Source organism: Paraburkholderia sediminicola (assembly GCF_046026675.1).
GTDB lineage: Bacteria > Pseudomonadota > Gammaproteobacteria > Burkholderiales > Burkholderiaceae > Paraburkholderia > Paraburkholderia sediminicola_F.
In genome coordinates, this window is sequence record NZ_JAQQEY010000002.1 from 3,520,397 (window position 1) to 3,544,652 (window position 24,256).

The following is a 24,256-nucleotide window of genomic DNA, read 5'->3' on the forward strand; positions in this document are numbered from 1 at the left end:
TCTCTAGAAGTGGGTCACCACCAGTGCGGATTTGCGCCCATGACGGTCGGCATAGTCGCCGAGAATGATCCCACCGAGCGGCCTTGTCAGAAAGCCCACTCCGAAGGTTGTCCACGCCGCCAGCAGCGAGGCGGTGGCATTGTCGCTCGGGAAAAACTGCTTCGCGACGATCGCCGCGAAAAAAGAGAAGACGGTGAAGTCAAACCACTCGAGCGCATTGCCGATCGTGGCAACGACAATCACCCGCGCGTCGAACGGCTTCGCGTCTGCGGTGGCGAGAGACGACACAGCAGATTCGCCTCGTTGAACGGATACATCCATTTCTGTCTCCTTCTGCACGGCAAATAGTTTGTTTTCGATAAATCAGACGGCCCCGTCAGCATTGAAACGCTGATGGATCGCTTTCATGCCTTGTGCCTAATCTCGCTTCATCTTTCGACTGCTCATTGTCCACAGCCGTTATCATCAAAGAAAGCTAAAATTTCTTGTAATTCGCTTCAGAATTTTTGATGTATCAGGAGTGTCCGGACAGTTGCGGGCGCATTCGTTTCCGGTGTCGTCGAGGTTCACTTGAGCACATTACGTTTTCTCCGTACCTTCGCGGCCGTGGCACGCCACGGCTCGTTTGCGACTGCCGCCGAACAGATGGCACTCACGCAATCGGCGGTCAGCATGCAGATGCGCGCACTCGAAACCGAGTTCAAACATGAACTCTTCGACCGCTGCGGGCGCAAGGTGATGCTGAATGCGATGGGCAAAACCCTGTTGCCGCACGCCCAGCAGTTGCTATCGCTGTATGAGGCCATGAAGCTCGCGGCAGGTGGCCTCGAAGAAGATGTCGGGCCGGTCTCCATTGGGGCGGTCGAATCGGTCGTGGGCGCGCTCGCCGAGGCTGCAGCGCATCTGAAGATCGCGCGGCCGAATCTCGATGTAAAAATCACCGCGGCAAAATCCGCCGACCTGGCCGCGCGCGTCGACACGGGCGAGATCGATGCCGCCGTGATCATCGACGCCCCCGGGCGCCGGCCGGCCAGCGTGCAATGGACGCCTGTCTACTCGGAGCCGCTCGTGCTGCTCGCCAATGCGAATATGGTCCCTGGATCGGTAGCCGAGTTGCTCAAGTCGCAGCGATTCCTGCGATTTGACCGGACACAGCGAACCGGCGTCGTCATCGATCGTGCGATACGCAAGCAACGCTTCAAGGTGAACGAATTTCTCGAACTCAACTCGCTGGAAGGCATTGCGGAACTAGTGCGCCAAGGGATCGGCGTCGCGGTTGTGCCGCTGTTGCGGCATTCGTCCTGGATGCGCGACGAGGCGTTGCGGGTGATGCCGTTGTCTCAGACAAATGCGAGGCGAAACATGGGCATGCTGGAGCGCGCGGAGCACGGCAAGATGGCCGTGACAGCGGCGCTTGTGAGGCACCTGAAGGAAGTGATTTGAGCATCGTCGCGGGGTAGCCAAGCGTACATGCAAGGTCGACAAAGCCCCCGCGACCTCCTGACGGTGACGTGATATATTTGCCAATCAGTCATACGATGACCGATAACATATCGTGCACGGACCCTGTTCGTGCGCATTACTCCGGCCCTCCTTCCTCCCGAATATGCTAGCCATGAAGAAGATAATCCTATTTGCCTTGACCAGCCTGGTTTGCTTGAGCACAAGTGCTGAGACGACTGATCTCGTCGCCGTTCAGGGCGCGACGCAGCGCTTGAACGAAGCCATGATCGCGGGTGACGCGCAACAGATGAAAGCGCTGACGACAGACGCCCTCAGCTACGGACATTCGAACGGCCGCGTCCAGGATCAGGCGGCGTTTATTCAAACGATTGCCGGCGGCGAAACGCGCTACCGGCGAATCAACCTGAGCAACTCGGTGACGACCGTCGACGGAGATAACGCCATCGTTCGCGATCATTTTTCAGGAACGACAGAGAAAGCCAGCACCGTGTCGGAGGTCGACTTCGACCAGTTGATGGTCTGGCAAAAGCGCGACGGCGTATGGAAGTTGCTCGCTCGCCAGGGATACAAGCACTGAACCGACGCGAATAGGCATCCGAAACGAGGCGGCCCCATTGAGCACCACGTAGCCCTGCAATCCTGGGAAGCCTTGACTGGCGGAAGGCAGCCGATTCCAACAGTTGCCCGTAAAGCCGCGCCAGGTTTGACTCCCGCACACCCGGACCGCAGCCTACCCATCTTCCTACCCATACTGAAGAATCAATAGCCGAAACAGACTACAAAAACGCCCAGTGTGGCGCTCCCGATCCGGCCTTTGCGGACTAGCCTCAAACCCACACCCAATTTACAACCAACTGCCGCAACCCAACGCGGGCCCCGCTCGGGTCCGATTGCGGCCGCCGGCGAGTTGCCGCCGGTTCCACCGGGCGTGTTCGACCCAACGGGCGCGGCCTGCGAACCCGTCTACGGCAAAGGACTTACACCATTCCTGTGACTCGCGTGCAACACGGCGGTGCCAGGTATCGCTGACGGTGTCGGCATGCTGGCCGAGCAGGCCGCGGAAGCCTTCGCGTAGTGGCGAGGCGTGCGACCGCAACGCACTCCGTAATCGACCGGATGACCGTTCCGCTCAAATGAACGTGCGCCGAACCAGCAGCAGTCACCCACCTGCCTTCGACGCACCACCCAATGAAATATTCACCGCTTCATAGCGAGCCCGGTTTTCCTCATTCGGCGGATAGAGGCCTGGCAAAGCAGCACCGTTTTCGACCTCGCTCATGATCCAGTTTTCCAGTCGCTCCTGTTCGACCGACGCGGCAACAACCTCGTCAAGAAGCGCAGCCGGAATAAGCACAGCGCCATCCCGGTCGACCACGATTACGTCGTTTGGAAATACCGCGACGCCGCCACAGTCGATAGGTTCCTGCCAGCCGACAAACGTCAGGCCGGCCACTGAGGGTGGCGATGCGGTACCCTGACACCATACTGGCAGGCCGGTATTCAGCACACCCACAATATCCCGAACCACGCCGTCCGTGACAAGCGCTGCGACTCCGCGCATGTGCATCCGTGCGCAGAGAATATCGCCGAAGATTCCCGCATCGGTCACGCCCAGTGCGCCCACTACGGCAATACAGCCACTTGGCATCGATTCAATCGCCGCGCGGGTTGAAATCGGCGAGCCCCACGAAGCGGGGGTCGCAAGATCCTCCCGGGCCGGCACGAAACGGAGGGTGAATGCACGGCCGACGAGCCGCGGCTGACCTTCCGCTATCGGCCGTGTACCGCGAAGCCACACGTTGCGAAGACCATGCTTGAGCAGGACCGTCGTAAGCGTGGCCGTAGATACGCCCGAGAGGGCTGCAATGACTTTTTCGTCGAGCGGAAGTGAGTCGATGGTCATGGTTTGGCGCTTTCCAAGAAAAAGTGATCAGATGCTGGCGATGAGGCCGCCGTCGATCCGGACTGTCGAGCCCGTAATGTATGAAGCTCGAGGACTCGCAAGAAAGGTCACAACATCTGCGTACTCTTGCGGCTCGCCGTACCGCCCCACCGGAATCGACCCAGTGCTCTCGGCAGCGACGTCTTCCACCGATCGCCCTTCGCGCCTGGCTTTGGCCTCGTCAAGGAAGCGTATGCGATCGGTGGCAATACGCCCGGGCAGCACGATGTTGCAGGTAACGCCGTCGCGACCGACTTCCCGCGCCAGTGTTTTCGACCAGCCGACGAGCGACATGCGCAGTGCGTTCGACAACCCGAGATTCGGTATAGGCGAGACAACACCCGATGAGGTGCTGGTGATCACCCTGCCGAAACCACGTTCGCGCATTCCCGGAAGCACCCGGTCGGTGATGGATACCACCGACAAGACCATGCTCTCGAAATGCTTACGCCACAGTGCTGCATCCTGTCCATGCGCCGGCGTCGGAGGGGGTCCTCCGGTATTGTTCACCAGTATGTCGATAGACCCCAGTTCGTCCTCGATCCGGCTGATATGACTGTCCACGGTAGACAGATCTCCAAGATCCCACTGAAGCGCAATGGCATGCGAGCCTGCCTCTCTCACCGCCTTTGCGGTCTTTTCGGCCGCCGCCAGATCAATGTCGGCAATGGCAACGCGAACGCCCTCGGCCGCAAGCGTTCGCGAGATGACGCCACCAAGACCGCCACCACCGCCAAGCACGAGGGCGGTCTTATCTTTTAGCTGTAGATCCATCGTCTTTCCCTTTGAGAAACTGGCTAACTATTTACTGCTGAGCGGCTCGGTGTGTCACCGGGTTCCGCAACAGCATCAATTTCGATACGCACGCCATTCAACGCGCACCCGATCGTGGTTCGTACGGGAGCGGCAGTGCCCATCACCTGGGCGTATACGGCGTTAAAGCGTTGGAATTCGCCGATGTCCGACAGATACACCTGGACGCGAACAAGTCGGCTGAAATCAGTGCCGGCGTCTTCCAGAACAAGACGCAAATTGTCGAGCACCGCGGTCGTTTGCTCTTCGATCGTGCCGCCAATAATGTTTCGCTCTGGACCTCGCGGAACCTGACCTGCCACGAAAATCAGTCCGCCTGCGCGGCGCCATAGACTGTAGTGACCGCCCGTGGACGGTTGCCTGCTTGATTCGGTCATGTGTGAAGTCTCAAGTTGGGAGGAGTATGGACAGGGTCCGCATGTACTCGCCTTTTGGCAGTCACCGCGTCAACGCGACAACAGAACGTTCGTTGCCGAGCTGATCGCGGTATTCCCACTGTCCGTCAAGCGATCGAACCAGGGCATTGCTGTACAGGTAGGCGGTGGTACACGTGTGCTCCGGGATCAGTAACAGCCTGTCGCCTGTGTGAAGTGCGTCGCTGCGGATCACCGTGTGCTCTTCGTTCATCATCACGATCTCGTCGGCGCCGTCAAAACGCTGCCGCAGCGGTTTGTCCGGTGAGATCGCCTTACTGCCGGCGTCCAGTGTCGACGTGCCATTGCGCGTTGAAACAACCGTTGTCAACACAAACCCGGCCGCAACCCAGTTGTGATGCGATAGTTCCCTCAGGTGCTGGGCGTTCGAATACACCCAGGTGCCCGGCGACACGTACTGCATCACAGAGCGCCGCCACAGGTCGAACGTATAGCTGCATGCGCCGACGACATCGACATCGATGCCGTCTCCGCGCAGGCTAGACTGCAGAAACTCCAGCGTAGCGGCAAGTTTCTCCACTTCGGCTTTGCGCTCGTCATACGCGCCCCGGATGTGGCCGTCGTAAACATGCCACCCCGCAAGCCGACCAAGTCGCTCCACCCCGCGCGCGAGTTCGAGCGCTGCCTCGTCCATCGCGACGCCTGTTCGCCCCATTCCGGGATCGAGATCGATACGCAGGCGAACCGAAGGCAAAGCGCCGTCGAGTAGCCGCGTCCATACGTCCAGTCCCTCGCGGGAATCGATCAGACCCGTGAGTTCGGCCTTCGGAAATGCCCGGGCCAATTCGATGAAGCGGCCGATATTTTGCGGATTGACAGTGGGAAACGCCCAGGTGACGCGTGTGGCGCCCGCGGTCAGCACCATTTCGACCTCGGCGAGCGTACTGGCTTTGAAAGCGAGGACGCCATTGGCCAGTAGCAACGAAACGAGCCACGCCGCGCGGTGAGTCTTCACGTGCGGCATCAGGCGCTCAACGCCGCCGCACGCAAGTGCGGTGACCGCCAGATTGTGCAGAACGCGGTCTTCTATCACCACAAAGCAAGGCGTTGCAACCGCCGGCACCAGGTCCGCGGCAATTGGATTAATCATGTTGTTCGTTGTCAGAGAGACATAGTTAGGAATACATAGGTCGCTTCGCCGACATGAAGCTCGTCGATGAGTACCTTCGTATCGATGATGCGTGGCTAGTGACGTAAGTCAGACAGGAATGCCTGTGCGCGTGGGTGCTGCGGCGATCGAAAGAACGTTTGCGGATCGGCCACCTCGAGAATCGCGCCGCGATCCATGAACCAGACGCTGTCGCTCACCTCACGCGCAAATCCCATCTCGTGAGTCACGCACATCATCGTCATCCCATCTCTGGCAAGCGATTTCATAACGCTGAGCACTTCACCAACCATCTCAGGATCAAGCGCGCTCGTTGGCTCGTCGAACAGCATCACCGGTGGCTCCATTGCCAGCGCGCGCGCGATCGCCACGCGTTGCTGCTGTCCTCCGGATAACTGCTGCGGATACGAGTTCGCCTTGCTGGCGAGGCCCACGCGATCGAGCAATGCCAATGCCTGCCGCTTCGCATCCGCACGGCTTCTCCCGGCCGCCTTCATCGGCGCCAGACACACGTTGTCGAGCGCCGACAGATGAGGAAACAGGTTGAACTGCTGAAACACGAAGCCGACACGGGTGCGAAACCGGTTCAGATTCAACGACGCCTGATGGACGCTCGTTCCGTCGACCGTGATCCCGCCACCGTGAATCTCCTCGAGGCGGTTGACGGTACGGATAAGCGTGGATTTGCCCGATCCGGAAGGGCCGCACACGACCACCACTTCGCCTCGCTTCACCTCGGCAGTGACGTCGACGAGCGCTTGATACTCGCCGTACCACTTGTTAACTTTGGAGAATTGAATCATTGATGACATTCCTGAGTTCCTGGATCTTTCCTGAGGCACGCCGATGCGCGATGCGCCGTTCTATGACATGCGCGCATTGGGTGAGCGTGTAGCACACCACGAAGTAGGTCAAAGCGAGAATGAAGAAAACCTGAAATGGCTGTGTAAGAAGACTGGCATTAATCTGCTGAGCCGAGAACGTCAGTTCCTGGACGCTGATCACATAACCTATCGAGGTGTCCTTCACCGTCGATACGCATTGGCTAAGAATGCTCGGCAGCATGTTGTACAGCGCCTGCGGCAGAATCACGTGACGCATCGTCGCACCGTAACTCATCCCGAGGGAGCGTGCGGACTCGGTCTGTCCTTTCGGCAAGGACTCGATGCCGGCACGGATAATCTCACTCAGGTAAGCCGCCTGATAAATCACCAGCGTGACGACCATGGTCGTGAATGCGCTCACCAGATGGCCGATCAAGCCCGGCACGAGGAAATAACTCCAGAACACAAGCATCACGAGCGGCACACCACGCACGATATAGACGAGCACCGTCGAGGGCACGCTCAACACCCTGTAGGGCGAGACACGGCATAACGCCAGCAGCACACCGAGTGGAAACGCAAAAGCGAGACCGAGCAGCGCGAGAATCAGCGTTAGCGCAAGACCACCGACCGGGCCGTTCGGATACTGCCCGAGCAGCAGGAAATGCGCGTTGTGGATGAGTATGTCGAGCATCGCTTATTTCGCCAGGATACGGGTGCGGCGCGTGATCGCCGCGCCCACACCCATCAGACCCAATGAAATGGCCAGGTAGATGACCGTTCCAACGAGATAGATTTCAAAGGTTTGAAAGGTTTGGTTCTCAATGTCGCGCACTGTGTACGTCAACTCCGCAACGCCGATGGCCATCGCCAGACTGGTGTTCTTGAAGAGCACCACCGTATGGTTGATAAACGGCGGCATTGCGATGCGAAAACCTTGCGGCAGGATCACGTAACGCATCGACTTCGGAAAGCTCAAACCCAGCGAGCGGGCAGCCTCAAGTTGACCAGCCGGTACTGCCCGCAGGCCACTTCTAATATCCTCCGAGTAGTACGCCGCCATGCACAGGCCAATGGCAATCGACGCGAAGATGAATTCGCCCCCATGGGCGTTAATCCATCCTTGCGCGATTTCCGGAAGCAGAGTTGGAAACCCGAAATACCAGAGGAACAGTTGCGCAAGCATCGGCACGTTCTGATGGTAGGCAACGTAGCCGGCGACGCCCCTCTCGATAAACGGGTTACCTATCGCGCGCAGCGTCGCCAGGACCGTGCCGAGCGCGACCGCGAGCAGCCAACTCGTCAGTGTGAGCAACACGGTGTACTGCAATCCCCACATGAGGTGCTTCAGATTCTGACCTGTGAAGATGCTCGATAAGTTGAGATGCGCTAACATGAGTAATCCCCATCACACAGAACGACATGGAGATCAGCCTTTGATCGACCCGATCCTGAAATCGCGATGCAGCTGATAGATCGTGTTGGGGCCAAGCCATTTATCGAAAATCTGCTGTGCTTCGCCTGATTTTTCCATTCCGTCCAGCGCGTTGTTCACCGCGTCGAGCAATGCAGGCTCGCCCTTCTTGATACCGAGTCCCCAGTATTCGAGACCCACCGGCGGCGACAGCGCCTCTACATTGGTGTCGTGACCGAGTTTCGCGGCAAAGCGATGCATGATGGGTTCGGAGACGACAAAGCCATTGACCTTGCCCTGCACCATGGCCAGGAAAGCCGACGGCGAGTCGTCATAGCTGACGAGCTGCACGCTCGGCATGACCCGCCCCATGATGGCGATATTGCTGGAGCCTTTGATCGTACTGACCCGCTTGCCGTCGAGATCGTCCCGCGCTTTGAACGGGCCACCTGTCTTCACGGCAATGACCTGCTTGGCGACGTAGTACTGATGCGTGAATGTGAGTTGTTCGGCGCGCGCCGGGGAGTAGCCGAGCACCGCGGCGAGTACATCGACACGGCCTTGCAGCAGTTCCGGAATGCGGGCCTCCATCGACACCACCTGCAACTGCGGCTTGACGCCCAAAGCCTTCGCGACGCCCTTGCAGTAGTCGACGTCGTAACCAACGATCTCCCGAGACGCCGGATCCTGAAAGCCGAATGGCTCGAAGTTGGCCAGTACCCCGCATACCAGCGTTCCGCGCGCCTTGATGTCTGCAAGCTGGTCTGCCTGTGCTGTACCCGCAAGCAGGGTCAGGGTGAGGCCAAGCAATGCCGCGGCTAGTTTGTTAGACGATTTCATGCGATCTCCGTAGACAGGTGCTTCAAAGCGCAACCGCGAGCTGTTGATGTGCTCGATCTGCATTGCAGGGGACTTGGAGAATGTATTCTTGGTCGAAAAAAATCCCAAATAAAGAGATATTTGTGCATACTTATCCATTCCAAAATGAGATCGATTTAAGAGGGGCCACGTGGCACACCAGATCACTTTCCTGCAACTCGAAGCACTGGTTGCAATCGCGGATATGGGCTCATTCGAGGCGGCCGGGCGCAAGCTCGGCAGCGTTCAGTCCGGTGTATCGCGCCACGTTCGCGAGCTGGAGAGCCGGTTCCCGAAGCCGCTATTCGACCGTGGTTCGCGATCGGCACGGCTGACCGTCGACGGTCTCGAGATACTCTCGCAGGCGCGCACGATTCTTCAGCAACGTGATGCCCTGTTGAGTCAGTATGCGAGCGAGAAAGTATTGCGGCGCTCGTTAAGGCTGGGCGTGACTGAGCTCGCCGCGCTGACCTGGTTGCCTGGCTTCATCGATGCACTGCGTTCTACCTATCCGCTGGTGGATGTCGAACTGGAGGTGGGTGGCGTCGCGGTGGAACTCTACGAAAAGCTCAGACTGGCGCAGCTGGATCTGGCCATCGTGCCCGACACGCCACGCTGGGCGGACATGGTGAGGTTCCCGCTCGCCAACGTGCGTAACGGCTGGTTCTGCAGTCCCACGTTCACCCTCAAGCGGCGCAGGCTCGCCGTATCGGAACTCGGCCAGTTGACGCTGCTGTCGCAGTCTGCCGACTCGGCGGTGGGACATGTCATGAGCAAATGGCTCGAGCGCAACGGTGTGCAGCCGCGCAGCATCCTGACCTGCAACAACTTCGCGGCGCTTGGCGGCATGGCGAGCGCAGGTTTGGGTATCGCCTGTCTGCCAGACGCAATCTCCGGTGAACTCGTGACGCTGGGTCTGTTGCGTGCCGTCCATGTGACACCGGTGATGCCACCGGTGCGCTATGTCGCCGTCGCGCGGCAAGACGCGTTGACACCGTTCCACCGCAAGGTCATTACCCTCGCGCGCGTGATGTGTAATTATGGAATGCGCTATCAGGACGCACGCGAATCGCTCGCCAACGAGGCTGAATAACGATGCTGACCGTCAAGCAGATCGAGACGTTCTACTGGGTAGCGAAGCTCGGCACCGTGCAGCGGGCGGCCGACAAGCTCCATATCACTCAGTCCGCGGCGACCAAGCGCCTGCAGGATGTCGAAGCGAAGTCCGCAGCACGTTTGTTCGAAGGCAGCGGCAAGAAAGCAAGGTTGTCCGCGAAAGGGCACGAGATGTTCACGCTGTGCGAAGGCTTGCTCGACAGCATTGGGCGACTGGAAGCCTATCAGGACGCCGACAGGCATATGGCCCGCGTGCTACACATCGGTCTGACCGAACTGGTTGCGTTGACGTGGTTCCCAGCGTTCCTCCAGCAGATGCGCGAGCTTTTTCCACATCTCATCCTGCAACCCCATGTCGACATGTCCGGGCCGCTGCAAGAGCGGGTGATCGATGGCCGCCTCGACTTCGCGATTTTGCCCGAGGCAGAGCTGCCCGCATCAGTCGAGCAAGTGATGCTCGGGAGTGCCCGCTTCGCCTGGTTCTGCCGCCCCGGCGCGTTCGACGGCAAGCGCACAGTGCCGTTGCACGAACTGGGCACCGTTCCCGTCATCGAGCAGATTCCCGCATCCATCATCACGATCCTGAGTTCAAGGAGCTTTGAAAGTGCGGGCGTCGATCCTGAGCGTATTTGCGGCGGCAACAATGCGGTCGTGGTGGGCGGCCTCGTGGCGGCCGGGGTTGGCGTGAGCTTGCTGCCGGTCGACCTTTTCAGGCAGCAAATCCAGAACCGGCTCATGCAAATCATGATGACCAACCCTCCTGCACCGGTGGTTCGCTACGACGCGATTTTTCAGAAGCAGTCACATTCCGCGCTGGGGCACATGGTTGCCGACGTAGCACGGCGTTGCTGCGACTTTAGTTCAGGCGTGCAACAACCGACAGCGGGTTAAGGGCAACCCGCTGCATCCCGCCCGGGTACTGTCAACTTGCGGGCAGCTTGTCGTGGACTCGGGGTAATCGCCGATGCTGGGGTTCAAGGACTTTGAATTGAGTCAACGCCTGACGCGCCTGTTGACGGTGCAAACCGGGCTTCGTACGCCGAGCAGAACTATGCAACGGCCGCTGTAATCTTCATTTAGACCAGCAGGTCGTGAGAGGCAAGACGTGCCATTTCGCGCACTCGCCCAACGCTCATTTCCTCGCAGCGACAAACCATCGTGTCATCAGCAAACGACCCGATCCACTGCGGCGGGCGATAGAGCGCGTCCAGAAACGGGATGACCCGCGCTGGGGTACGGAGCAATTCGGCAGTTCCGCCGCGCGGGCAGCATTGGAGGTGGCGAGAAATGTGACGCGATGATCAACGGCACAACCTAACGGCTGACTGCGGCGATGACGCTACGATGTCACAGGTCGCCGCATCAATGCATATGCTGGCCGCCGTTGATGGCAATATTGGACCCGGTCACAAAACCTGCATCGTCCGAGCACAAATACCTGACCAGGGCCGCGACTTCGTCTGGCTTGCCCAGACGACCGGCCGGAATCTGCGGCAGGATCTTTGTGTCCAGAATCTCCTGCGAAATCGCACTGACCATCTTCGTGGCAAGATAGCCTGGAGAAACCGTGTTGACGGTTACGCCTTTACGCGCGACTTCCAGCGCCAGTGATTTGGTGAAGCCGTGCATGCCAGCCTTCGCCGCGGCGTAATTGGTCTGGCCGACAGAGCCTTTCGAACCGTTGACGGACGAGATGTTAATGATCCGCCCCCAGCCGCGCGCGACCATGTCTTCGCACAACGGCTTGGTCATATTGAACACCGAATCCAGATTGGTGCGAATCACCGCGTCCCAGTTGACCTTGTCCATCTTCCTGAGTGTCATGTCCTGCGTGATCCCGGCGTTGTTCACCAAAATGTCGACAGGGCCGACTTCTGCCTGAATTCTTGCTACACAGCGTTGGCATGAATCATAGTCGGCCACATCGGCGGAATATGCGCGAAAGTTGCGCCCCTGAGATTCCATGCCGGCCAGCCAGACGGCTGAACCAGTGTTGATCGTCGAGTGCGTTACTACGACGGCATAGCCGGCGTCATGCAGTTTCGTGCTGATCACTTCTCCAAGTCCGCCCATGCCACCCGTTACTACAGCGATTCGCTTCGTCATCCTTTCCACCCGTGATCGTAGTATCTGCGAGGATCAAGAATACCCAATGGCCGTCCCGCACCACCCGCCATTGGATTGCAACAATGCGTCGCCTCCTCCCCAGTTGCGAGAATGATGGCTCCAGCATTGATCGAACTGCACGGCTTCTTATAGGCTTCTGGTATTGTGCGAATGAAGTTTGATACGCCTGCGGGCGACAATGCGCCACACGGGCCGCTGCATTTGATCTCTAAATGCCAGAATGACTAAACACGCTCGACTGCGTCGACCATGATCAGGTCCGGACACTCTCGGACATCGACATTTGTAATTTGTGCATCCACTGTCAGTTCCATTCGTGGACTGCTAGCCGTTGACGGGCGCGCGGCGCTCACAGGCCGCGCGCCCCGACGGTCTCTCTCAGGTCCAGCCTTTTGGTGGTTTGAAGAACCGATGCATGCGGGTCAATCAAGCATGCCAACCGATTATTTCAGCGAAATCTGGCGATCACAAGTAGGCACCTTCCGGTTTCATACTTTCCCTATAGAAACTAATTGCTGCGACGAGCCTTACGGCGACGACAGTGCACAGAAACGAGCGGAAGACGCTGCGAATGAAGACGGCAGTTCGATGCCCGCAAGGTCGAATCCCGAACGCAGGGATCATGTACTCAGGACGGTCTTCTATGACGATTGCCAAACGCCGTCGGCAGCGTGAAAGCCATTCACCAGTCCACCTGTTTTGCGCACAACTGTTTTGCGGAAAAAGTCGCTTTTGCAACGCTCCATCTCCCGTTACTCTGCTTCGACGCGTCGCTGCGTTCAGAGCGTCAAAGTCGGCTTGCGAAGCTGTGAAGCTTTGTTGATTGAAAGTTTATAGACGCCCTATGGGCTCGGTACCGGCACGAATCTACGCTTCTGGAGCGGTTCGTCAAACTCTTTGCATACACACAGTTAGTGTTCCTATTCATAAAATCATCCGTCGCGTTGTTGTTCGACTCTGAACACTTTCCCTCCTGAACAATTGGTAATAAAAAACGCGGGCGATTTGACGTTCACCGAAAGTGACGCTCGTGTTCCCCTGCCCGGTTCTTGCCAGTATCGCTCCGTCCAGTAACGACAAGGCATTCCCGGGACATGCAGGCAAAATGAAATGAGCTCACCGGGCGGCCATGCGCGCCTGACGTTTCATTTGTCCTTCAGCAGAGATGCCGAGCTTTGTGTACATTCGCGCTTGGATTGCCTTGCGGCTCATCGGCACGTGCATCAAGGCATCCTTCTTCGTTCTGCATATCTTTCTCTTCTGAGCGATGGGAAATTGAAAGACGCACGCAAGTTTTTTTAATTGATCTTAAGCAGCACAGCAACTCTCGATAAACGCAGATTATGCAAAGCCCTTGCCAGTACGCCGTCACGATCGAATATGCCGTCAGCACAATCATGTCCTGTTCTTGTGTCAGGTACAAGCACACGGCAACGGGTCATCGCGCGTCGCGCTAGCCTCCAAACAAGACACTCTTACGTTTTACCCCAAGCTCTGGAATTCTCATGCTCGGTCTAGTCCGTATCGCCCTTCGGCGACCCTACACCTTCGTAGTCCTGGCGATCTTCATCCTCATCATCGGTCCTTTGTCCGCGATGAGGACGCCAACCGACATCTTTCCGGACATCAGGATTCCCGTGATCAGCGTCGTGTGGCAATACACGGGGCTGCCGCCAGACCAGATGGTCGGCCGCATTACGTCGCCATTCGAACGCACGCTGACGACTACGGTGAACGACGTCGAGCATATCGAGGCGGAATCGGTCGCCGGCTTCGGGATCATCAAGATCTTCTTCCAGCCGGGAGTGAACATCAGCACAGCGAATGCGCAGGTGACTTCGGTCGCACAAACTCAACTGCGGCAGCTGCCTGCCGGTACGACACCTCCCCTGATCCTGAACTACAACGCTTCGACCGTGCCGATCATCCAGTTGGCGCTATCCGGCAAGGGACTCTCTGAACAAAACCTCGGTGACCTGGGCCTGAACGCAGTGCGCCCGGTTCTCACCACGGTCGCAGGCGCAGCAATTCCTTACCCGTTCGGCGGCAAGACACGTCAGGTACAGATCGACGTCGACCCTGCGGCACTCCAGGCGCGCGGCTTATCCGCGCAGGACGTAGCCAATGCACTTGCCGGCCAGAACCTGATTACGCCGGTCGGTACTGAAAAGATCGGTAATTACGAGTACACGCTGCAACTGAACAATGCCCCGTCAGAAATCAAAGCATTGGGCGACCTGCCCGTCAAAGCGGCCAATGGCACCACGGTCTACATTCGCGACATTGCGAATGTGCGCGACGGCAGCCCGCCGCAGACCAATATCGTGCATGTCGACGGCCGGCGCTCGGTACTGATGTCCGTGCTCAAGAACGGTTCAGTTTCGACGCTCGGCATCATCTCCGGCATCAAGCAGCGGCTTGCTGCAGGGAAAGCGTCGTGGCCCGATAACCTGCAGATCGAGCCCATAGGCGACCAGTCGCTGTTCGTACGGGCGGCGATCACCGGCGTCGCGCGCGAGGGTGTGATCGCAGCCGTGCTGACGAGCCTGATGATCTTGCTATTCCTGGGCAGCTGGCGCTCAACGATCATCATCGCAACCTCAATCCCACTCGCTATCCTCGGCTCCATCGCGACGCTGTCCGCGCTCGGCGAGACGTTAAACATCATGACTCTCGGCGGCCTCGCATTAGCGGTGGGGATTTTGGTCGACGATGCCACGGTGACGATCGAGAATATCAACTGGCACCTCGAGCATGGCAAGGAGGTTGAGACGGCCATTCTCGATGGCGCCGCGCAGATCGTCACGCCGGCGTTCGTCTCGCTGCTGTGTATCTGCATCGTGTTCGTGCCGATGTTCTTCCTGAACGGTGTTGCGCGCTTCCTGTTCGTGCCGATGGCTGAAGCGGTGATCTTCGCGATGGTCTCGTCGTTCATCCTGTCGAGAACCCTTGTGCCGACGATGGCGAAATACCTGCTGAAACAGCATGTGCAGGACGAGCACGCTCATGAAACGAAGCGCCCCGGTCTGCTTGGGCGTTTCCAGCGCGGCTTCGAAGCGCGCTTTGAAAAAGTGCGTAGCGCCTACCGTGGATTGCTCGAACTCGCACTGACCCTCCGGCGGCCATTCGTTAGTTGCTTCCTCGGCTTTGTGGCACTCTCGTTCGCGCTGGTGCCGTTACTCGGCCGCAACTTCTTCCCTTCGGTCGATTCCGGACAAATCCTGATGCATGTGCGCGCCCCCGTCGGCGTTCGCGTTGAAAAGACCGCGCAGATCTTTGCGGATGTCGAAAGCACGATCCGCCAGATCATTCCACCGGCGGATCTCGGCACCGTGGTCGACAACATGGGTCTGCCGGTCAGCGGCATCAATACCGCGTACAACAACACCGGTACGGTCGGCTCGCAGGATGGCGACGTCCAGATCGCGCTGAACGAAGGCCATCGTCCAACCGAAGAGTATGTTCGACTGATGCGCGAGAGATTGCCGAGGGAATTCCCCGGCGTGACGTTTTCATTCCCACCGGCGGACATCATCAGTCAGATCCTGAACTTCGGCTCGCCGGCGCCGATCGACCTGCAGATTCGCGGCAATAACCTGACCGCCAACTACGCCTACACGGATCGTCTGCTGCGCCAGGTTCGCGATATTCCGGGCGTGGCCGATGCGCGGATCGCGCAGTCGCACGGCAACCCGACTTTCAACGTCAATGTCGACCGCACGCGTGCGCAATTGCTCGGCATCACCGAGCGCGACGTGACGAACAGCATGGTGGTGAACCTCGCGGGTTCCAGCCAGGTCGCGCCCACGTTCTGGCTGAACAACGCGAACGGTGTGTCTTATCCGATCGTGATGCAAACGCCGCAATACAGCCTCGATTCGCTCGCCGCCTTGCAAAATCTTCCGATCACAGCCAGCGGCGGAAGCTCCGCCCAGGTCCTCGGCGGTCTGGCGACCGTCGAACGCACCAGCACCAATGAGGTTGTCAGCCAGTACAACATCCAGCCCATGGTCGAGATCTTCGCGACCACCCAGGGCCGCGACCTCGGCGCGGTGGCATCCGATATTCAGCGCATCGTGCACGACAACGCCAGCACCTTGCCCAAGGGTTCGACCGTCGCGCTGCTGGGCCAGGTGCAGACGATGAACAGCGCCTTTGCCGGCATGTTGTTCGGTTTGCTTGGTGCGGTGGTGCTGATCTATCTGCTGATCGTGGTCAATTTCCAGTCATGGGCCGACCCATTCGTGATCGTGACCGCGTTGCCTGCCGCATTGGCCGGGATCGTCTGGATGCTGTTCGCGACCCACACAACGCTCTCTGTGCCCGCATTGACCGGCGCGATCATGTGCATGGGGGTGGCGACGGCCAACTCGATTCTGGTCGTCAGTTTCTGCCGCGAACGTTTTGCCGTACACGGCGACCCGTTCAAGGCCGCCCTCGAAGCAGGCTTTACGCGTTTTCGCCCCGTGCTCATGACCGCGCTCTCCATGATCATCGGCATGGCGCCGATGGCCCTCGCTCTCGGTGAGGGCGGTGAGCAAAACGCACCGCTTGGCCGCGCCGTCATTGGCGGCCTGCTGTTTGCGACCACCGCTTCGCTGTTCCTCGTCCCCGTCATTTTCTGTATCGTGCACGCGCGCCCCGGGCGCGCGGCTACCCCGGCATCCGTCTCGGGAGGTCCTGCTCATGTCGTCTGAATCCACTTTCCCCACTAATACACCGTCGCGCCGCCCGCTTCTGGTAGCAGGCGTGATAGGCCTGCTGGTCGCATTAGGCATCGTCGTCGCCGGCGTCACGCTGCGAGCCGCCGATGCCCGCAAGCTGAAAACCTGGACCGACGCTCAGGCCGTGCCGACCGTTAACCTGATCGAACCCGTGCGCGACGCCAACGGCCCTTCGCTGCAACTGCCCGGCCGCCTCGAAGCGTTTACGCAGGCGCCGATTTTCGCGCAGGTCAGCGGCTATCTGAAATCATGGAGTGTCGATATCGGCGCACCGGTCAAAGCGGACCAGGTCCTTGCCGAAATCGAAACGCCCGAGCTCGACCAGCAGCTATTGCAAGCGCGCGCGGATCTCCAGAGCGCGCAGGCGAACGCTTTGGTTGCGGGTACGACGGCCAAGCGCTGGGAAGCGCTAAGCGGCACGGATTCCGTCGCGCAGCAGGATGTCGACCAACGCGTCGCGGACTACACCGCCAAGGAGGCGATCGTAGCGGCCGGGAAGGCCAACGTCGACCGCCTCGTCGCCACCAAGGCCTTCGCGCGCATTGTCGCGCCATTCGACGGCGTGGTGACCGCCCGCGATACCGACGTCGGCGCGTTGGTCAACGCCGGCAGCGGCGGGGTAGGACAGGAGTTGTTCGCGGTTTCCGACGTCAAGCAGTTACGTGTGTATGTCCAGGTGCCGCAAAATTACGCACCGGCGATACACGACGGCACGACTGCCATCCTGACCGTTCCCGAGTATCCCGACCAGCAGTTCACCGCGCGCGTGGTAGCAGCGGCAGACTCGGTCAATTCGAGTTCGGGCACGACGCTGGTTCAACTGCTGGTTGACAACGCGAATGGCAAGCTGCTGCCGGGTGGGTTCGCCAGCCTGAAATTCACGCTGCCCGCCTCCGCCGACTCGCTTCGTGTACCGGCCAGCGCACTCGTCTTTGATAGTCGCGGCGTGGTAGTCGCCACGCTTGGCGCGAACGGTCATGTGCTGTTCAAGCAGGTGAAGATCAACCGCGACCTGGGCGACTCTGTGGACATCGGCTCAGGGCTCGCCGCAACCGATCGCGTGATCGATACACCGCCCGACGGACTCGCTGACGGCGACAACGTGCAGGTTGCAAAGGCGACCGACAGGAAGGGGGTTGCACATGGTTAAATATGGACTTCCCGCGCTTCTTGCGAGCGTCGTCGCGCTCGGCGCCTGCTCGCTCGCGCCGCAATATCGGGTCCCGCCGACGCCGATCGCAACGCAATACAAGACGTTTGGGCCGTGGACCACGGCACAGCCCGCCGACCGGATCGACCGCAACGGTTGGTGGAAAATGTATAGCGACGTGCAGCTCGACGATCTCGAGGCGCGCCTGCTTGCTAACAACACCGATTTGCGCGCCGCGTACGCACACTATGCGCAAGCGCAGGCTTTCGTGGCGCAGGTCGAAGCGGGACTGTACCCGTCGATCAGTGCGAGCGCCATGCCGCAGCGCGATCGCCAGTCGAACAACCGGCCATTGCGTGCGGGTGGCCCGAACGACTACAACTCGGTCACGCTTGGCGGTGAAATCAACTACGACCTCGACCTTTGGGGCCGCGTGCGCGACTCCGTGGTGGCCGGCAAGGACGAGGCGCAGGCGACCAAAGCCGATCTGGCCTCGGTAAGGCTGAGCCTGCAGGTCGAACTGGCGGATAGTTACCTCCGCTTGCGCGGGCTCGACCAGCAAACCGAACTGTTGAACGAGACTGTCGTGGCGTATGCAAAGGCCCTGCAACTCACGCAAACCCTGCACAACAGTGGGATCGTGTCGGGCCTCGACGTTTCCCGGGCGCAAACGCAACTTTCGTCGGCGAAATCGCAGCTGTCGCAGAACCTGGCGCAACGGGCTCTGCTTGAACACGCTATAGCGGTCCTGGTCGGAGCCTCCGCGTCCGAATTCAGCCTGCCGCCTCAAACCGCCGCCATCGCGTTGCCCGCGATTCCGACCGGCCTGCCCTCGACGCTGCTGCAGCGACGGCCCGACGTCGCTGCAGCGGAACGCCGGGTGGCCGAGGCCAACGCAAAAATTGGCGTCGCGCGGGCGGCCTATTTCCCGGACATCATGTTGAGCTTGCAGGGCGGTGTGCAAAGCGCGGCCTACGCTGGCCTGGTTAGCGCGCCCAATCTGTTCTGGGCGGTCGGCCCGCAGCTTGTGCAGTACGTGTTCGACGGAGGGTACCGTCGTGCGCAACTCGATTCCGCCAAGGCGGCAACCGAAGAAGCGGGAGAACTTTACCGCGGCGTGGTGCTGTCTGCATTCCAGCAGGTTGAAGACAACCTTGCCCTGCTGTCGTATCTCGGCACTGCGCTCAGTGAGCAACGGGATGCAGCAAACGCCGCCCAGTACTCGGTCGACCTCGCGTTACGCCAATATCGTCAGGGCACAGTGGGTTACCTCGATGTGGTGCAGGCGCAGACCGTCGCACTCGATGCGCAACGCAGCGTGCTCGATATCCAGACACGCCAGCTAAGCGCGAATGTGCAACTCCTGCATGCGCTCGGCGGTGGATGGTCGAGCGATGAACTCGCTCAAGCGGCTGCAGCGCCTGCACTCGTCGCGACGGCAATGGAGCGCAGCGCGAATTGACCGCCTCTGCACGCTACGGGAGAAGCGGCGCAAATGACGAGTCGAGTCGGTAACCAGACGCGCGCTGTTCGGCACGTCGAATGCCGCTCATAGCGAGCGGCATCGTCCTCATTGCGCTCAGCCGCCGTGAGGAGCCTTGCTCAAGCCTGCATCGGACAACGCGCAAAGCGCCACCGCCGACCAGTCATGCTCAGCGCCGAACCCTTGCGAGCGCAACGTCAGGAACCGGTCGTGGACGAGACTTGCCAGCGGCAGCGGAACGCCGAGTGCCTCAGCGGCCGCCAGCATCAGACGATTGTCCTTCTGGCCGAGCGGCAATGAGAAGCCAGGCGGCTGGAATTGTTGCGACGCAATCAGTGAACCGTAGATCTTGTATGGCGGCGCATTGAAGTTTGCGTTCGTCAGCAGTTCGACCAGACGCATCGGATCGATGCCGGCCTTGCCCGCTATGGCACACGCTTCGCCCAGCGTTTCGATGATCACGGACAGCATGAAATTGCCGATCAGCTTCACCAGGTTGGCCTGCGAAGGATCTTCACCGACAATGCCCACCGATTGCCCGAGTGTCTCGAGAAGCGGCACGGCAACCTTGAGGTGCTCGTGCGCTCCGGCCGCCATGATGAACAGCTTGCGCGCCGCCGCGGCATCCGGCCGGCCGAAAACCGGTGCGGACACAAAGGCAAGACCCGCTTCACGGTACTTCGCTGCGTGATCCTGCGCGGTCGCGACACTGATCGTGCTCATCGAGATATGCAGCGCACCCGGCTTCAGCGCGGTGGCGATGCCCGTCTCGCCGAACGTGACCGCTGCGTGCGCGGCATCGTCGGCCACCATCGTGAACACCACGTCGGCCCCCAGCGCCGCCTGTGCCGGACTCGACGCGACGCTCGCCCCTGCTTCGCGCAGCGGTTCGGCGCGGGCCGGACTGCGGTTGAAAACCTGCACGTCATGTCCTGACTCGATCAGGTTCTTCGCAATCGCGGCTCCCATCGAGCCAAGTCCCACAAATCCAATTTTCATAACGACATTCCAAATGATCAGCCACGCGGATGCGGGCTTGTTCAGACTGCAAATTGATAGACCTGACCGCTCACGTCGAGCGTCACGTCACCGTGTTCACGCATTACCGCCATGCCGTGCTCTTCGAGCTTCGCAATAAGCGTTCCGATTGACTTGCCGGGCTTCACACGCGCGCAACGCCAAACACCTTCACGACGTTCACCCAATACGACGCACCGGTAGCCAATGCGTCGTCATTGAAGTCGTAGTGCGGGTTGTGAAGCGGAGCGCCAGGCTCAGGCCCGTCTACGCCCATCCAGACATACGCACCTGGCCTCGCCTGCGCCATGAACGCGAAGTCCTCCGAGGCCATCGACGGCTTACAGCCCAACGTCACCTTCGCCGCGCCGACGGTCGCACGCGCCGCATCGAGCGCGACGTCGGCTTCGGCCGGTGCATTGATCGTTGCCGGATAGCCGTAGTGGTAAGACAGCGTCGCTTGCGCGCCATGCGCCTGCGCGGTCAGCGTGCCGATTTCATCCAGCAGGCTCCGTACACGCTCCTGTACGCTCGCATCGAAGCAACGTACGGTGCCGCGGATCACGGCGCGGTCGGGCAACACATTCCATGCCTCGCCACCATGAATCTGCGTGACGCTCACCACGCATGCTTCCTTCGGCGAGACGCGCCGACTCACGATAGTCTGCAGCGCGATCACGACATGGCTCGCGCAGACCAGCGCATCGATCCCCTCTTCCGGCATTGCGGCATGCGAGCCTTTGCCGTCCACCAGAATTTCGAAGGTATCGAACGAGGCCATCATTGGGCCACGATTGATCGCGAAATGGCCAAGCGGCAAGCCGGGCCAGTTGTGCAGACCGAATACCGCGTCACACGGGAAACGCTCGAAGAGTCCATCTTCGACCATTACGCGCCCGCCGCCCGCCACCTCTTCAGCAGGCTGGAAGATCACGTGCACCGTACCTTGCCAACCGGTATCGCGGCTTAACGAAGCTGCGGCGCCCAGCAGCATCGCGGTGTGACCGTCGTGACCACACGCGTGCATTTTTCCGCGGTGTTGCGAGCGGTGCGCGAATTCGTTGTACTCCACCATAGGCAGCGCATCCATATCCGCACGCAAGCCGAGCGCAGGACCGTGCCCCCTTCGCAGCGTGCCGACCACACCGGTTTTGCCGACGCCCTCGGTCACTTCAAAACCGTAGTCGCGCAGCGTCGATGCCACCAGCCGTGCCGTCGAGACTTCTTCAAATGCGGTCTCGGGGTGCGCATGCAGGGCACGACGCCACGTCACCATCTTGTCGATCAATTCAGCTTTAATCATTGATTACCTCATAAGCAGACCGCGGCGCGGCAAGTACAGTTGCACGTCCGGCAGTCAGCGAACTTCACCGCTTCCGCTGCTTCAGTCAGCCGGGCAAAACGGCACGGGCGCAAGGAACACCGATTCCTGATGCACCAGGTACGGCAGGATGCGAGGCGTGAAAGCTTGCCAATGCGGATCGGCGGCGAGCTTCGCGCGCTGCGCGGCGCGATGCGCATAGTCGTCATAGCCCCAGCAGAACACGACTGAATTCAACGTGCCCGAGTCTTTAGTCCAGCAGCCCTTGAGCCGTGCGTACTGACTGATGATCGCGAGCCCATCGCGCTCGTAGATTTGCAGAAACTCACCCATCTTTCCTGCCGTAATCTGATACGTACGCATTTCCACCAGCATGATTGCCTCCTGTTGCAATTCAAACGCTCACAAAACGACGGCCACCGGGCACGCTGTCACGCCGCCCGGCAGACCTGTACTCCACTGCAAGTTAGAAGCTGTGTCGGATACCCACGCGCACCGCGACCTGATTCGGCGTCGACGAAGGCGACAGGTACGTCAGATCCGCCACCGCCGCATGCCCGGTCGAATCGATCCCGCTCGCGCGTTGCCATGCCACGATCAGATAGGTGAAAGTACGCTTGGAAAATGAGTACTCGGAACCCGCAGCCACCTGGTTGTAATGCGCGTGCGGCGACGACGTGTAGTCGTAGGTGAGACCGGCCATAACTGCCGGCGTAAAGTTATGGCTGACGAATGCTTCATACGAATCGAGCGTTGCAGAACCCTGGAACGTGGTGGTGGTTGTCGCGACTGCGTTGTTAAAGCGCGTGTCGGTGTAAAGCGCGCCTAACGTCGTCGCACCGAACTGATAGTTGCCGCCCACGCCGATGGTCTGCATGCTGTGCGCGGTGGCATAGCCGCTGTAGATCGGGTTCGTCACCGGGTTCGTAAACGCCCCACCGGCTGTCGCCCCCGTGGTGCCGTCAAAACGAGTCACCGCCGGGTTGTTCACGTAGAGATAGGCGGCCGCCAGCTTCAGCGGACCGTTCGCATAGCTCAGACCGAAACCGTACTGCCGCGAGTCGCCTACCGAACCGGCCACGCCGCCAAAGCTATAGAGTGCGCCCGCCGTAAGGCCGTGATACGTCGGGCTCACATACTTGACCGAGTTGCTGACGGGATACGTGCCCCAGATCCCGTCGACGTCGCCCGCATGCGACGACAGCGAGCCGCCGAACAGCTGCGCGGACGTTAGCGACTGCAGATTGGTCACCATGAAGTCATACTGCCGCCCGAGGCGCACGCTACCGTAGTCGCCGGACAAGCCCACAAATGACTGACGGCCAAACAGCCGGCCGTTATAGCCGAGCTTGCCGCTGTTCAAGTCATAGCCACTCTCGAGCTGGAAGATTGCGCTCGTGCCGCCGCCCAGATCCTCCTTGCCCAACAGACCGAACTTGCTTCCGCCCAGACCACCGCTGAAGGTCTGGTAATTGGCATGTCCGCCCTGATTGTTGGTGTAGGTAATGCCATCGTCCGCGACGCCGTACAGGGTCACGCTGCTTTGCGCCTGAGCTGTCTCTGCAAGGCAGGTCAGCACCATTAGGATAACTATTTTTTTGCTCACAAAAATTCCCGTCGAATGAAAAATTGGATTTGATCAAACGCTCAACTACAGAACGAACAAGGTCGCCACTGGAACGGCTTGTGATCCACGCGCAGCGCGCTCACGCATTGCAGCGCCGAGGCTCCTTACTTTCAAAGCGATGCCCGGTCTGCACGCAGGCCAAGCACCACCATCGCAATGCGGACCGTCAGGCCGCGTGCCCAATCAAAAATCCCACTAACAAACCGAGCGCACCCGAACCTGCACCGACCAGCCAGACCCGCAGACCCGGTGTCGGACCAGGTTTGGGCGTGACGGTGGACGGCTTCGTCTCGCTGCGGGCCTGACGTTGCACGCCGCCCGTCAGTGGCGCGCCGTCCGGCTGTGTCTGCGGCGCCGGCTCGATGACTTGCATAGCGTCCACGGGTGCCGCCTCCTTTTCGATGTGCGCCTTCAGCGCCCCGAAGAAGGCGTCGAGATTCTTGCCCGCCGCGGACTGAATCAGGCGGGACCCCACGCTCATTAGCTTTCCGCCAATTTCGACATCCGCGTCGTAGGCGAGCACGGTCGTATCGGCTTCCGGTTCGAGTTGCACGCGCGCGGTGACCTTCGCAAAGCCAACTGCGCCCGCGTTGCCCGTGCCGACAATCGTGTAAGCCCTGGGTGGATCGAGATCCGACAGCTCCACATTGCTTTTGAAAGTCGCGGCAACCGGACCCACGCGAATCTGCACGGTCGACTCGAAATGCCGCTCGTCCAGCATCGCCAGCGATTTACACCCGGGCAGACACGCCTCAAGCACGGCAGGATCGTTCAGCGCACGCCACACGGCCTCGGGCCGTGCAGGGAGAATGCATTGATCAGCTAGTTTCATCG

22 protein-coding genes and 1 pseudogene are annotated in these 24,256 nt (G+C 59.9%); 8 read left to right on the plus strand and 15 right to left on the minus strand.

The features are described from left to right. Nucleotides 1-3: 3 nt before the first annotated feature. Entirely contained in the window at nucleotides 4-321 is a 318-nt protein-coding gene (locus PQQ86_RS35485) for a hypothetical protein (protein WP_408277981.1), read from the minus strand. A 249-nt stretch (nucleotides 322-570) separates the two neighbouring features. Between PQQ86_RS35485 and PQQ86_RS35490 the strand changes: the two genes are divergently transcribed. The 3 genes and pseudogenes from PQQ86_RS35490 to aroE form a co-directional block, all read left to right on the plus strand. Next, nucleotides 571-1,443, plus strand: a complete 873-nt coding sequence (locus PQQ86_RS35490; RefSeq protein WP_408277984.1) for a LysR family transcriptional regulator — start codon at nucleotides 571-573, stop codon at nucleotides 1,441-1,443. A gap of 163 nt (nucleotides 1,444-1,606) precedes the next feature. Then, a complete protein-coding gene (locus PQQ86_RS35495; RefSeq protein WP_408277987.1) occupies nucleotides 1,607-2,041 on the plus strand; it encodes a nuclear transport factor 2 family protein in 435 nt (144 codons plus the stop codon). 324 nt (nucleotides 2,042-2,365) lie between these two features. Then, a pseudogene (aroE, locus tag PQQ86_RS35500) lies at nucleotides 2,366-2,536 on the plus strand (shikimate dehydrogenase); the annotation flags it as partial. 87 nt (nucleotides 2,537-2,623) lie between these two features. Here the strand turns inward: aroE and PQQ86_RS35505 are convergent. From PQQ86_RS35505 to PQQ86_RS35540, 8 genes are all read right to left on the minus strand, one after another. After that, nucleotides 2,624-3,367 carry a ribonuclease activity regulator RraA gene (locus PQQ86_RS35505; RefSeq protein WP_408277990.1) on the minus strand — a complete coding sequence of 248 codons (744 nt, stop codon included), beginning with the start codon at nucleotides 3,365-3,367 and terminating at the stop codon, nucleotides 2,624-2,626. Nucleotides 3,368-3,394: 27 nt separating this feature from the next. Then, entirely contained in the window at nucleotides 3,395-4,180 is a 786-nt protein-coding gene (locus PQQ86_RS35510) for an SDR family oxidoreductase (protein ID WP_408277993.1), read from the minus strand. 23 nt (nucleotides 4,181-4,203) lie between these two features. Next, nucleotides 4,204-4,596, minus strand: coding sequence for a RidA family protein (locus PQQ86_RS35515; protein ID WP_408277995.1), 393 nt, complete (start codon nucleotides 4,594-4,596; stop codon nucleotides 4,204-4,206). Between the two features lie 61 nt (nucleotides 4,597-4,657). Next, complete coding sequence (locus PQQ86_RS35520; protein ID WP_408277998.1) at nucleotides 4,658-5,743, minus strand: alanine racemase; 1,086 nt, start codon at nucleotides 5,741-5,743, stop codon at nucleotides 4,658-4,660. A 95-nt stretch (nucleotides 5,744-5,838) separates the two neighbouring features. Next, on the minus strand, nucleotides 5,839-6,564 hold the full coding sequence (locus PQQ86_RS35525; protein ID WP_028194146.1) for an amino acid ABC transporter ATP-binding protein: 726 nt from the start codon (nucleotides 6,562-6,564) through the stop codon (nucleotides 5,839-5,841). Next, nucleotides 6,542-7,279 (minus strand): amino acid ABC transporter permease, encoded by a 738-nt coding sequence (locus PQQ86_RS35530; protein WP_408278002.1) that lies wholly within the window; start codon nucleotides 7,277-7,279, stop codon nucleotides 6,542-6,544. Before PQQ86_RS35530 ends, PQQ86_RS35525 begins: the two co-directional genes overlap by 23 nt. 3 nt (nucleotides 7,280-7,282) lie before the next feature. Then, a complete protein-coding gene (locus PQQ86_RS35535) occupies nucleotides 7,283-7,981 on the minus strand; it encodes an amino acid ABC transporter permease (RefSeq protein WP_408278005.1) in 699 nt (232 codons plus the stop codon). Nucleotides 7,982-8,014: 33 nt separating this feature from the next. Next, the gene (locus PQQ86_RS35540) at nucleotides 8,015-8,839 is read right to left on the minus strand and encodes an ABC transporter substrate-binding protein (protein ID WP_408278008.1); all 825 of its coding nucleotides are present in this window, start codon (nucleotides 8,837-8,839) and stop codon (nucleotides 8,015-8,017) included. A 169-nt stretch (nucleotides 8,840-9,008) separates the two neighbouring features. Between PQQ86_RS35540 and PQQ86_RS35545 the strand changes: the two genes are divergently transcribed. Both PQQ86_RS35545 and PQQ86_RS35550 read left to right on the plus strand, forming a co-directional pair. After that, nucleotides 9,009-9,950, plus strand: a complete 942-nt coding sequence (locus tag PQQ86_RS35545; protein ID WP_408278011.1) for a LysR family transcriptional regulator — start codon at nucleotides 9,009-9,011, stop codon at nucleotides 9,948-9,950. A gap of 2 nt (nucleotides 9,951-9,952) precedes the next feature. Then, entirely contained in the window at nucleotides 9,953-10,864 is a 912-nt protein-coding gene (locus PQQ86_RS35550; protein WP_408278014.1) for a LysR family transcriptional regulator, read from the plus strand. Between the two features lie 471 nt (nucleotides 10,865-11,335). On the opposite strand, the gene phbB is transcribed toward PQQ86_RS35550, so the two are convergent. Next, nucleotides 11,336-12,079: an acetoacetyl-CoA reductase gene (gene phbB, locus PQQ86_RS35555; RefSeq protein WP_408278017.1), complete on the minus strand. Its 744-nt coding sequence runs from the start codon at nucleotides 12,077-12,079 to the stop codon at nucleotides 11,336-11,338. A gap of 1,526 nt (nucleotides 12,080-13,605) precedes the next feature. Here phbB and PQQ86_RS35560 point away from each other — a divergent pair. The 3 genes from PQQ86_RS35560 to PQQ86_RS35570 are packed head-to-tail and all read left to right on the plus strand — an operon-like array spanning nucleotide 13,606 to nucleotide 19,436. Then, nucleotides 13,606-16,797 (plus strand): efflux RND transporter permease subunit, encoded by a 3,192-nt coding sequence (locus PQQ86_RS35560; RefSeq protein WP_408278020.1) that lies wholly within the window; start codon nucleotides 13,606-13,608, stop codon nucleotides 16,795-16,797. Beyond that, entirely contained in the window at nucleotides 16,787-17,974 is a 1,188-nt protein-coding gene (locus PQQ86_RS35565) for an efflux RND transporter periplasmic adaptor subunit (RefSeq protein ID WP_408278023.1), read from the plus strand. The genes PQQ86_RS35560 and PQQ86_RS35565 overlap by 11 nt, the downstream gene beginning before the upstream one ends. After that, nucleotides 17,967-19,436 (plus strand): efflux transporter outer membrane subunit, encoded by a 1,470-nt coding sequence (locus PQQ86_RS35570; RefSeq protein WP_408278026.1) that lies wholly within the window; start codon nucleotides 17,967-17,969, stop codon nucleotides 19,434-19,436. Before PQQ86_RS35565 ends, PQQ86_RS35570 begins: the two co-directional genes overlap by 8 nt. 117 nt (nucleotides 19,437-19,553) lie before the next feature. Here the strand turns inward: PQQ86_RS35570 and PQQ86_RS35575 are convergent, their stop codons facing one another. The 5 genes from PQQ86_RS35575 to PQQ86_RS35595 form a co-directional block, all read right to left on the minus strand. Beyond that, a complete protein-coding gene (locus PQQ86_RS35575) occupies nucleotides 19,554-20,456 on the minus strand; it encodes an NAD(P)-dependent oxidoreductase (protein WP_408278029.1) in 903 nt (300 codons plus the stop codon). A 163-nt stretch (nucleotides 20,457-20,619) separates the two neighbouring features. Further along, on the minus strand, nucleotides 20,620-21,777 hold the full coding sequence (locus tag PQQ86_RS35580) for a M20 aminoacylase family protein (RefSeq protein ID WP_408278032.1): 1,158 nt from the start codon (nucleotides 21,775-21,777) through the stop codon (nucleotides 20,620-20,622). Nucleotides 21,778-21,858: 81 nt separating this feature from the next. Then, nucleotides 21,859-22,170: an NIPSNAP family protein gene (locus PQQ86_RS35585; RefSeq protein ID WP_408278035.1), complete on the minus strand. Its 312-nt coding sequence runs from the start codon at nucleotides 22,168-22,170 to the stop codon at nucleotides 21,859-21,861. A 91-nt stretch (nucleotides 22,171-22,261) separates the two neighbouring features. Further along, nucleotides 22,262-23,401, minus strand: a complete 1,140-nt coding sequence (locus PQQ86_RS35590; protein ID WP_408278039.1) for a porin — start codon at nucleotides 23,399-23,401, stop codon at nucleotides 22,262-22,264. Nucleotides 23,402-23,588: 187 nt separating this feature from the next. Continuing rightward, nucleotides 23,589-24,254, minus strand: a complete 666-nt coding sequence (locus tag PQQ86_RS35595; RefSeq protein ID WP_408278042.1) for an SRPBCC family protein — start codon at nucleotides 24,252-24,254, stop codon at nucleotides 23,589-23,591. Nucleotides 24,255-24,256: the final 2 nt, after the last annotated feature.

What these genes read in the sequence shown, in the direction of transcription:
- PQQ86_RS35485 (WP_408277981.1), bottom strand. Translation starts at nt 321, where the DNA reads ATGGATGTATCCGTTCAACGAGGCGAATCTGCTGTGTCGTCTCTCGCC.
- PQQ86_RS35495 (WP_408277987.1), top strand. Translation starts at nt 1,607, where the DNA reads ATGCTAGCCATGAAGAAGATAATCCTATTTGCCTTGACCAGCCTGGTT.
- PQQ86_RS35505 (WP_408277990.1), bottom strand. Translation starts at nt 3,367, where the DNA reads ATGACCATCGACTCACTTCCGCTCGACGAAAAAGTCATTGCAGCCCTC.
- PQQ86_RS35510 (WP_408277993.1), bottom strand. Translation starts at nt 4,180, where the DNA reads ATGGATCTACAGCTAAAAGATAAGACCGCCCTCGTGCTTGGCGGTGGT.
- PQQ86_RS35515 (WP_408277995.1), bottom strand. Translation starts at nt 4,596, where the DNA reads ATGACCGAATCAAGCAGGCAACCGTCCACGGGCGGTCACTACAGTCTA.
- PQQ86_RS35520 (WP_408277998.1), bottom strand. Translation starts at nt 5,743, where the DNA reads ATGATTAATCCAATTGCCGCGGACCTGGTGCCGGCGGTTGCAACGCCT.
- PQQ86_RS35525 (WP_028194146.1), bottom strand. Translation starts at nt 6,564, where the DNA reads ATGATTCAATTCTCCAAAGTTAACAAGTGGTACGGCGAGTATCAAGCG.
- PQQ86_RS35530 (WP_408278002.1), bottom strand. Translation starts at nt 7,279, where the DNA reads ATGCTCGACATACTCATCCACAACGCGCATTTCCTGCTGCTCGGGCAG.
- PQQ86_RS35535 (WP_408278005.1), bottom strand. Translation starts at nt 7,981, where the DNA reads ATGTTAGCGCATCTCAACTTATCGAGCATCTTCACAGGTCAGAATCTG.
- PQQ86_RS35540 (WP_408278008.1), bottom strand. Translation starts at nt 8,839, where the DNA reads ATGAAATCGTCTAACAAACTAGCCGCGGCATTGCTTGGCCTCACCCTG.
- PQQ86_RS35550 (WP_408278014.1), top strand. Translation starts at nt 9,953, where the DNA reads ATGCTGACCGTCAAGCAGATCGAGACGTTCTACTGGGTAGCGAAGCTC.
- phbB (WP_408278017.1), bottom strand. Translation starts at nt 12,079, where the DNA reads ATGACGAAGCGAATCGCTGTAGTAACGGGTGGCATGGGCGGACTTGGA.
- PQQ86_RS35560 (WP_408278020.1), top strand. Translation starts at nt 13,606, where the DNA reads ATGCTCGGTCTAGTCCGTATCGCCCTTCGGCGACCCTACACCTTCGTA.
- PQQ86_RS35565 (WP_408278023.1), top strand. Translation starts at nt 16,787, where the DNA reads ATGTCGTCTGAATCCACTTTCCCCACTAATACACCGTCGCGCCGCCCG.
- PQQ86_RS35570 (WP_408278026.1), top strand. Translation starts at nt 17,967, where the DNA reads ATGGTTAAATATGGACTTCCCGCGCTTCTTGCGAGCGTCGTCGCGCTC.
- PQQ86_RS35575 (WP_408278029.1), bottom strand. Translation starts at nt 20,456, where the DNA reads ATGAAAATTGGATTTGTGGGACTTGGCTCGATGGGAGCCGCGATTGCG.
- PQQ86_RS35580 (WP_408278032.1), bottom strand. Translation starts at nt 21,777, where the DNA reads ATGATTAAAGCTGAATTGATCGACAAGATGGTGACGTGGCGTCGTGCC.
- PQQ86_RS35585 (WP_408278035.1), bottom strand. Translation starts at nt 22,170, where the DNA reads ATGCTGGTGGAAATGCGTACGTATCAGATTACGGCAGGAAAGATGGGT.
- PQQ86_RS35595 (WP_408278042.1), bottom strand. Translation starts at nt 24,254, where the DNA reads ATGAAACTAGCTGATCAATGCATTCTCCCTGCACGGCCCGAGGCCGTG.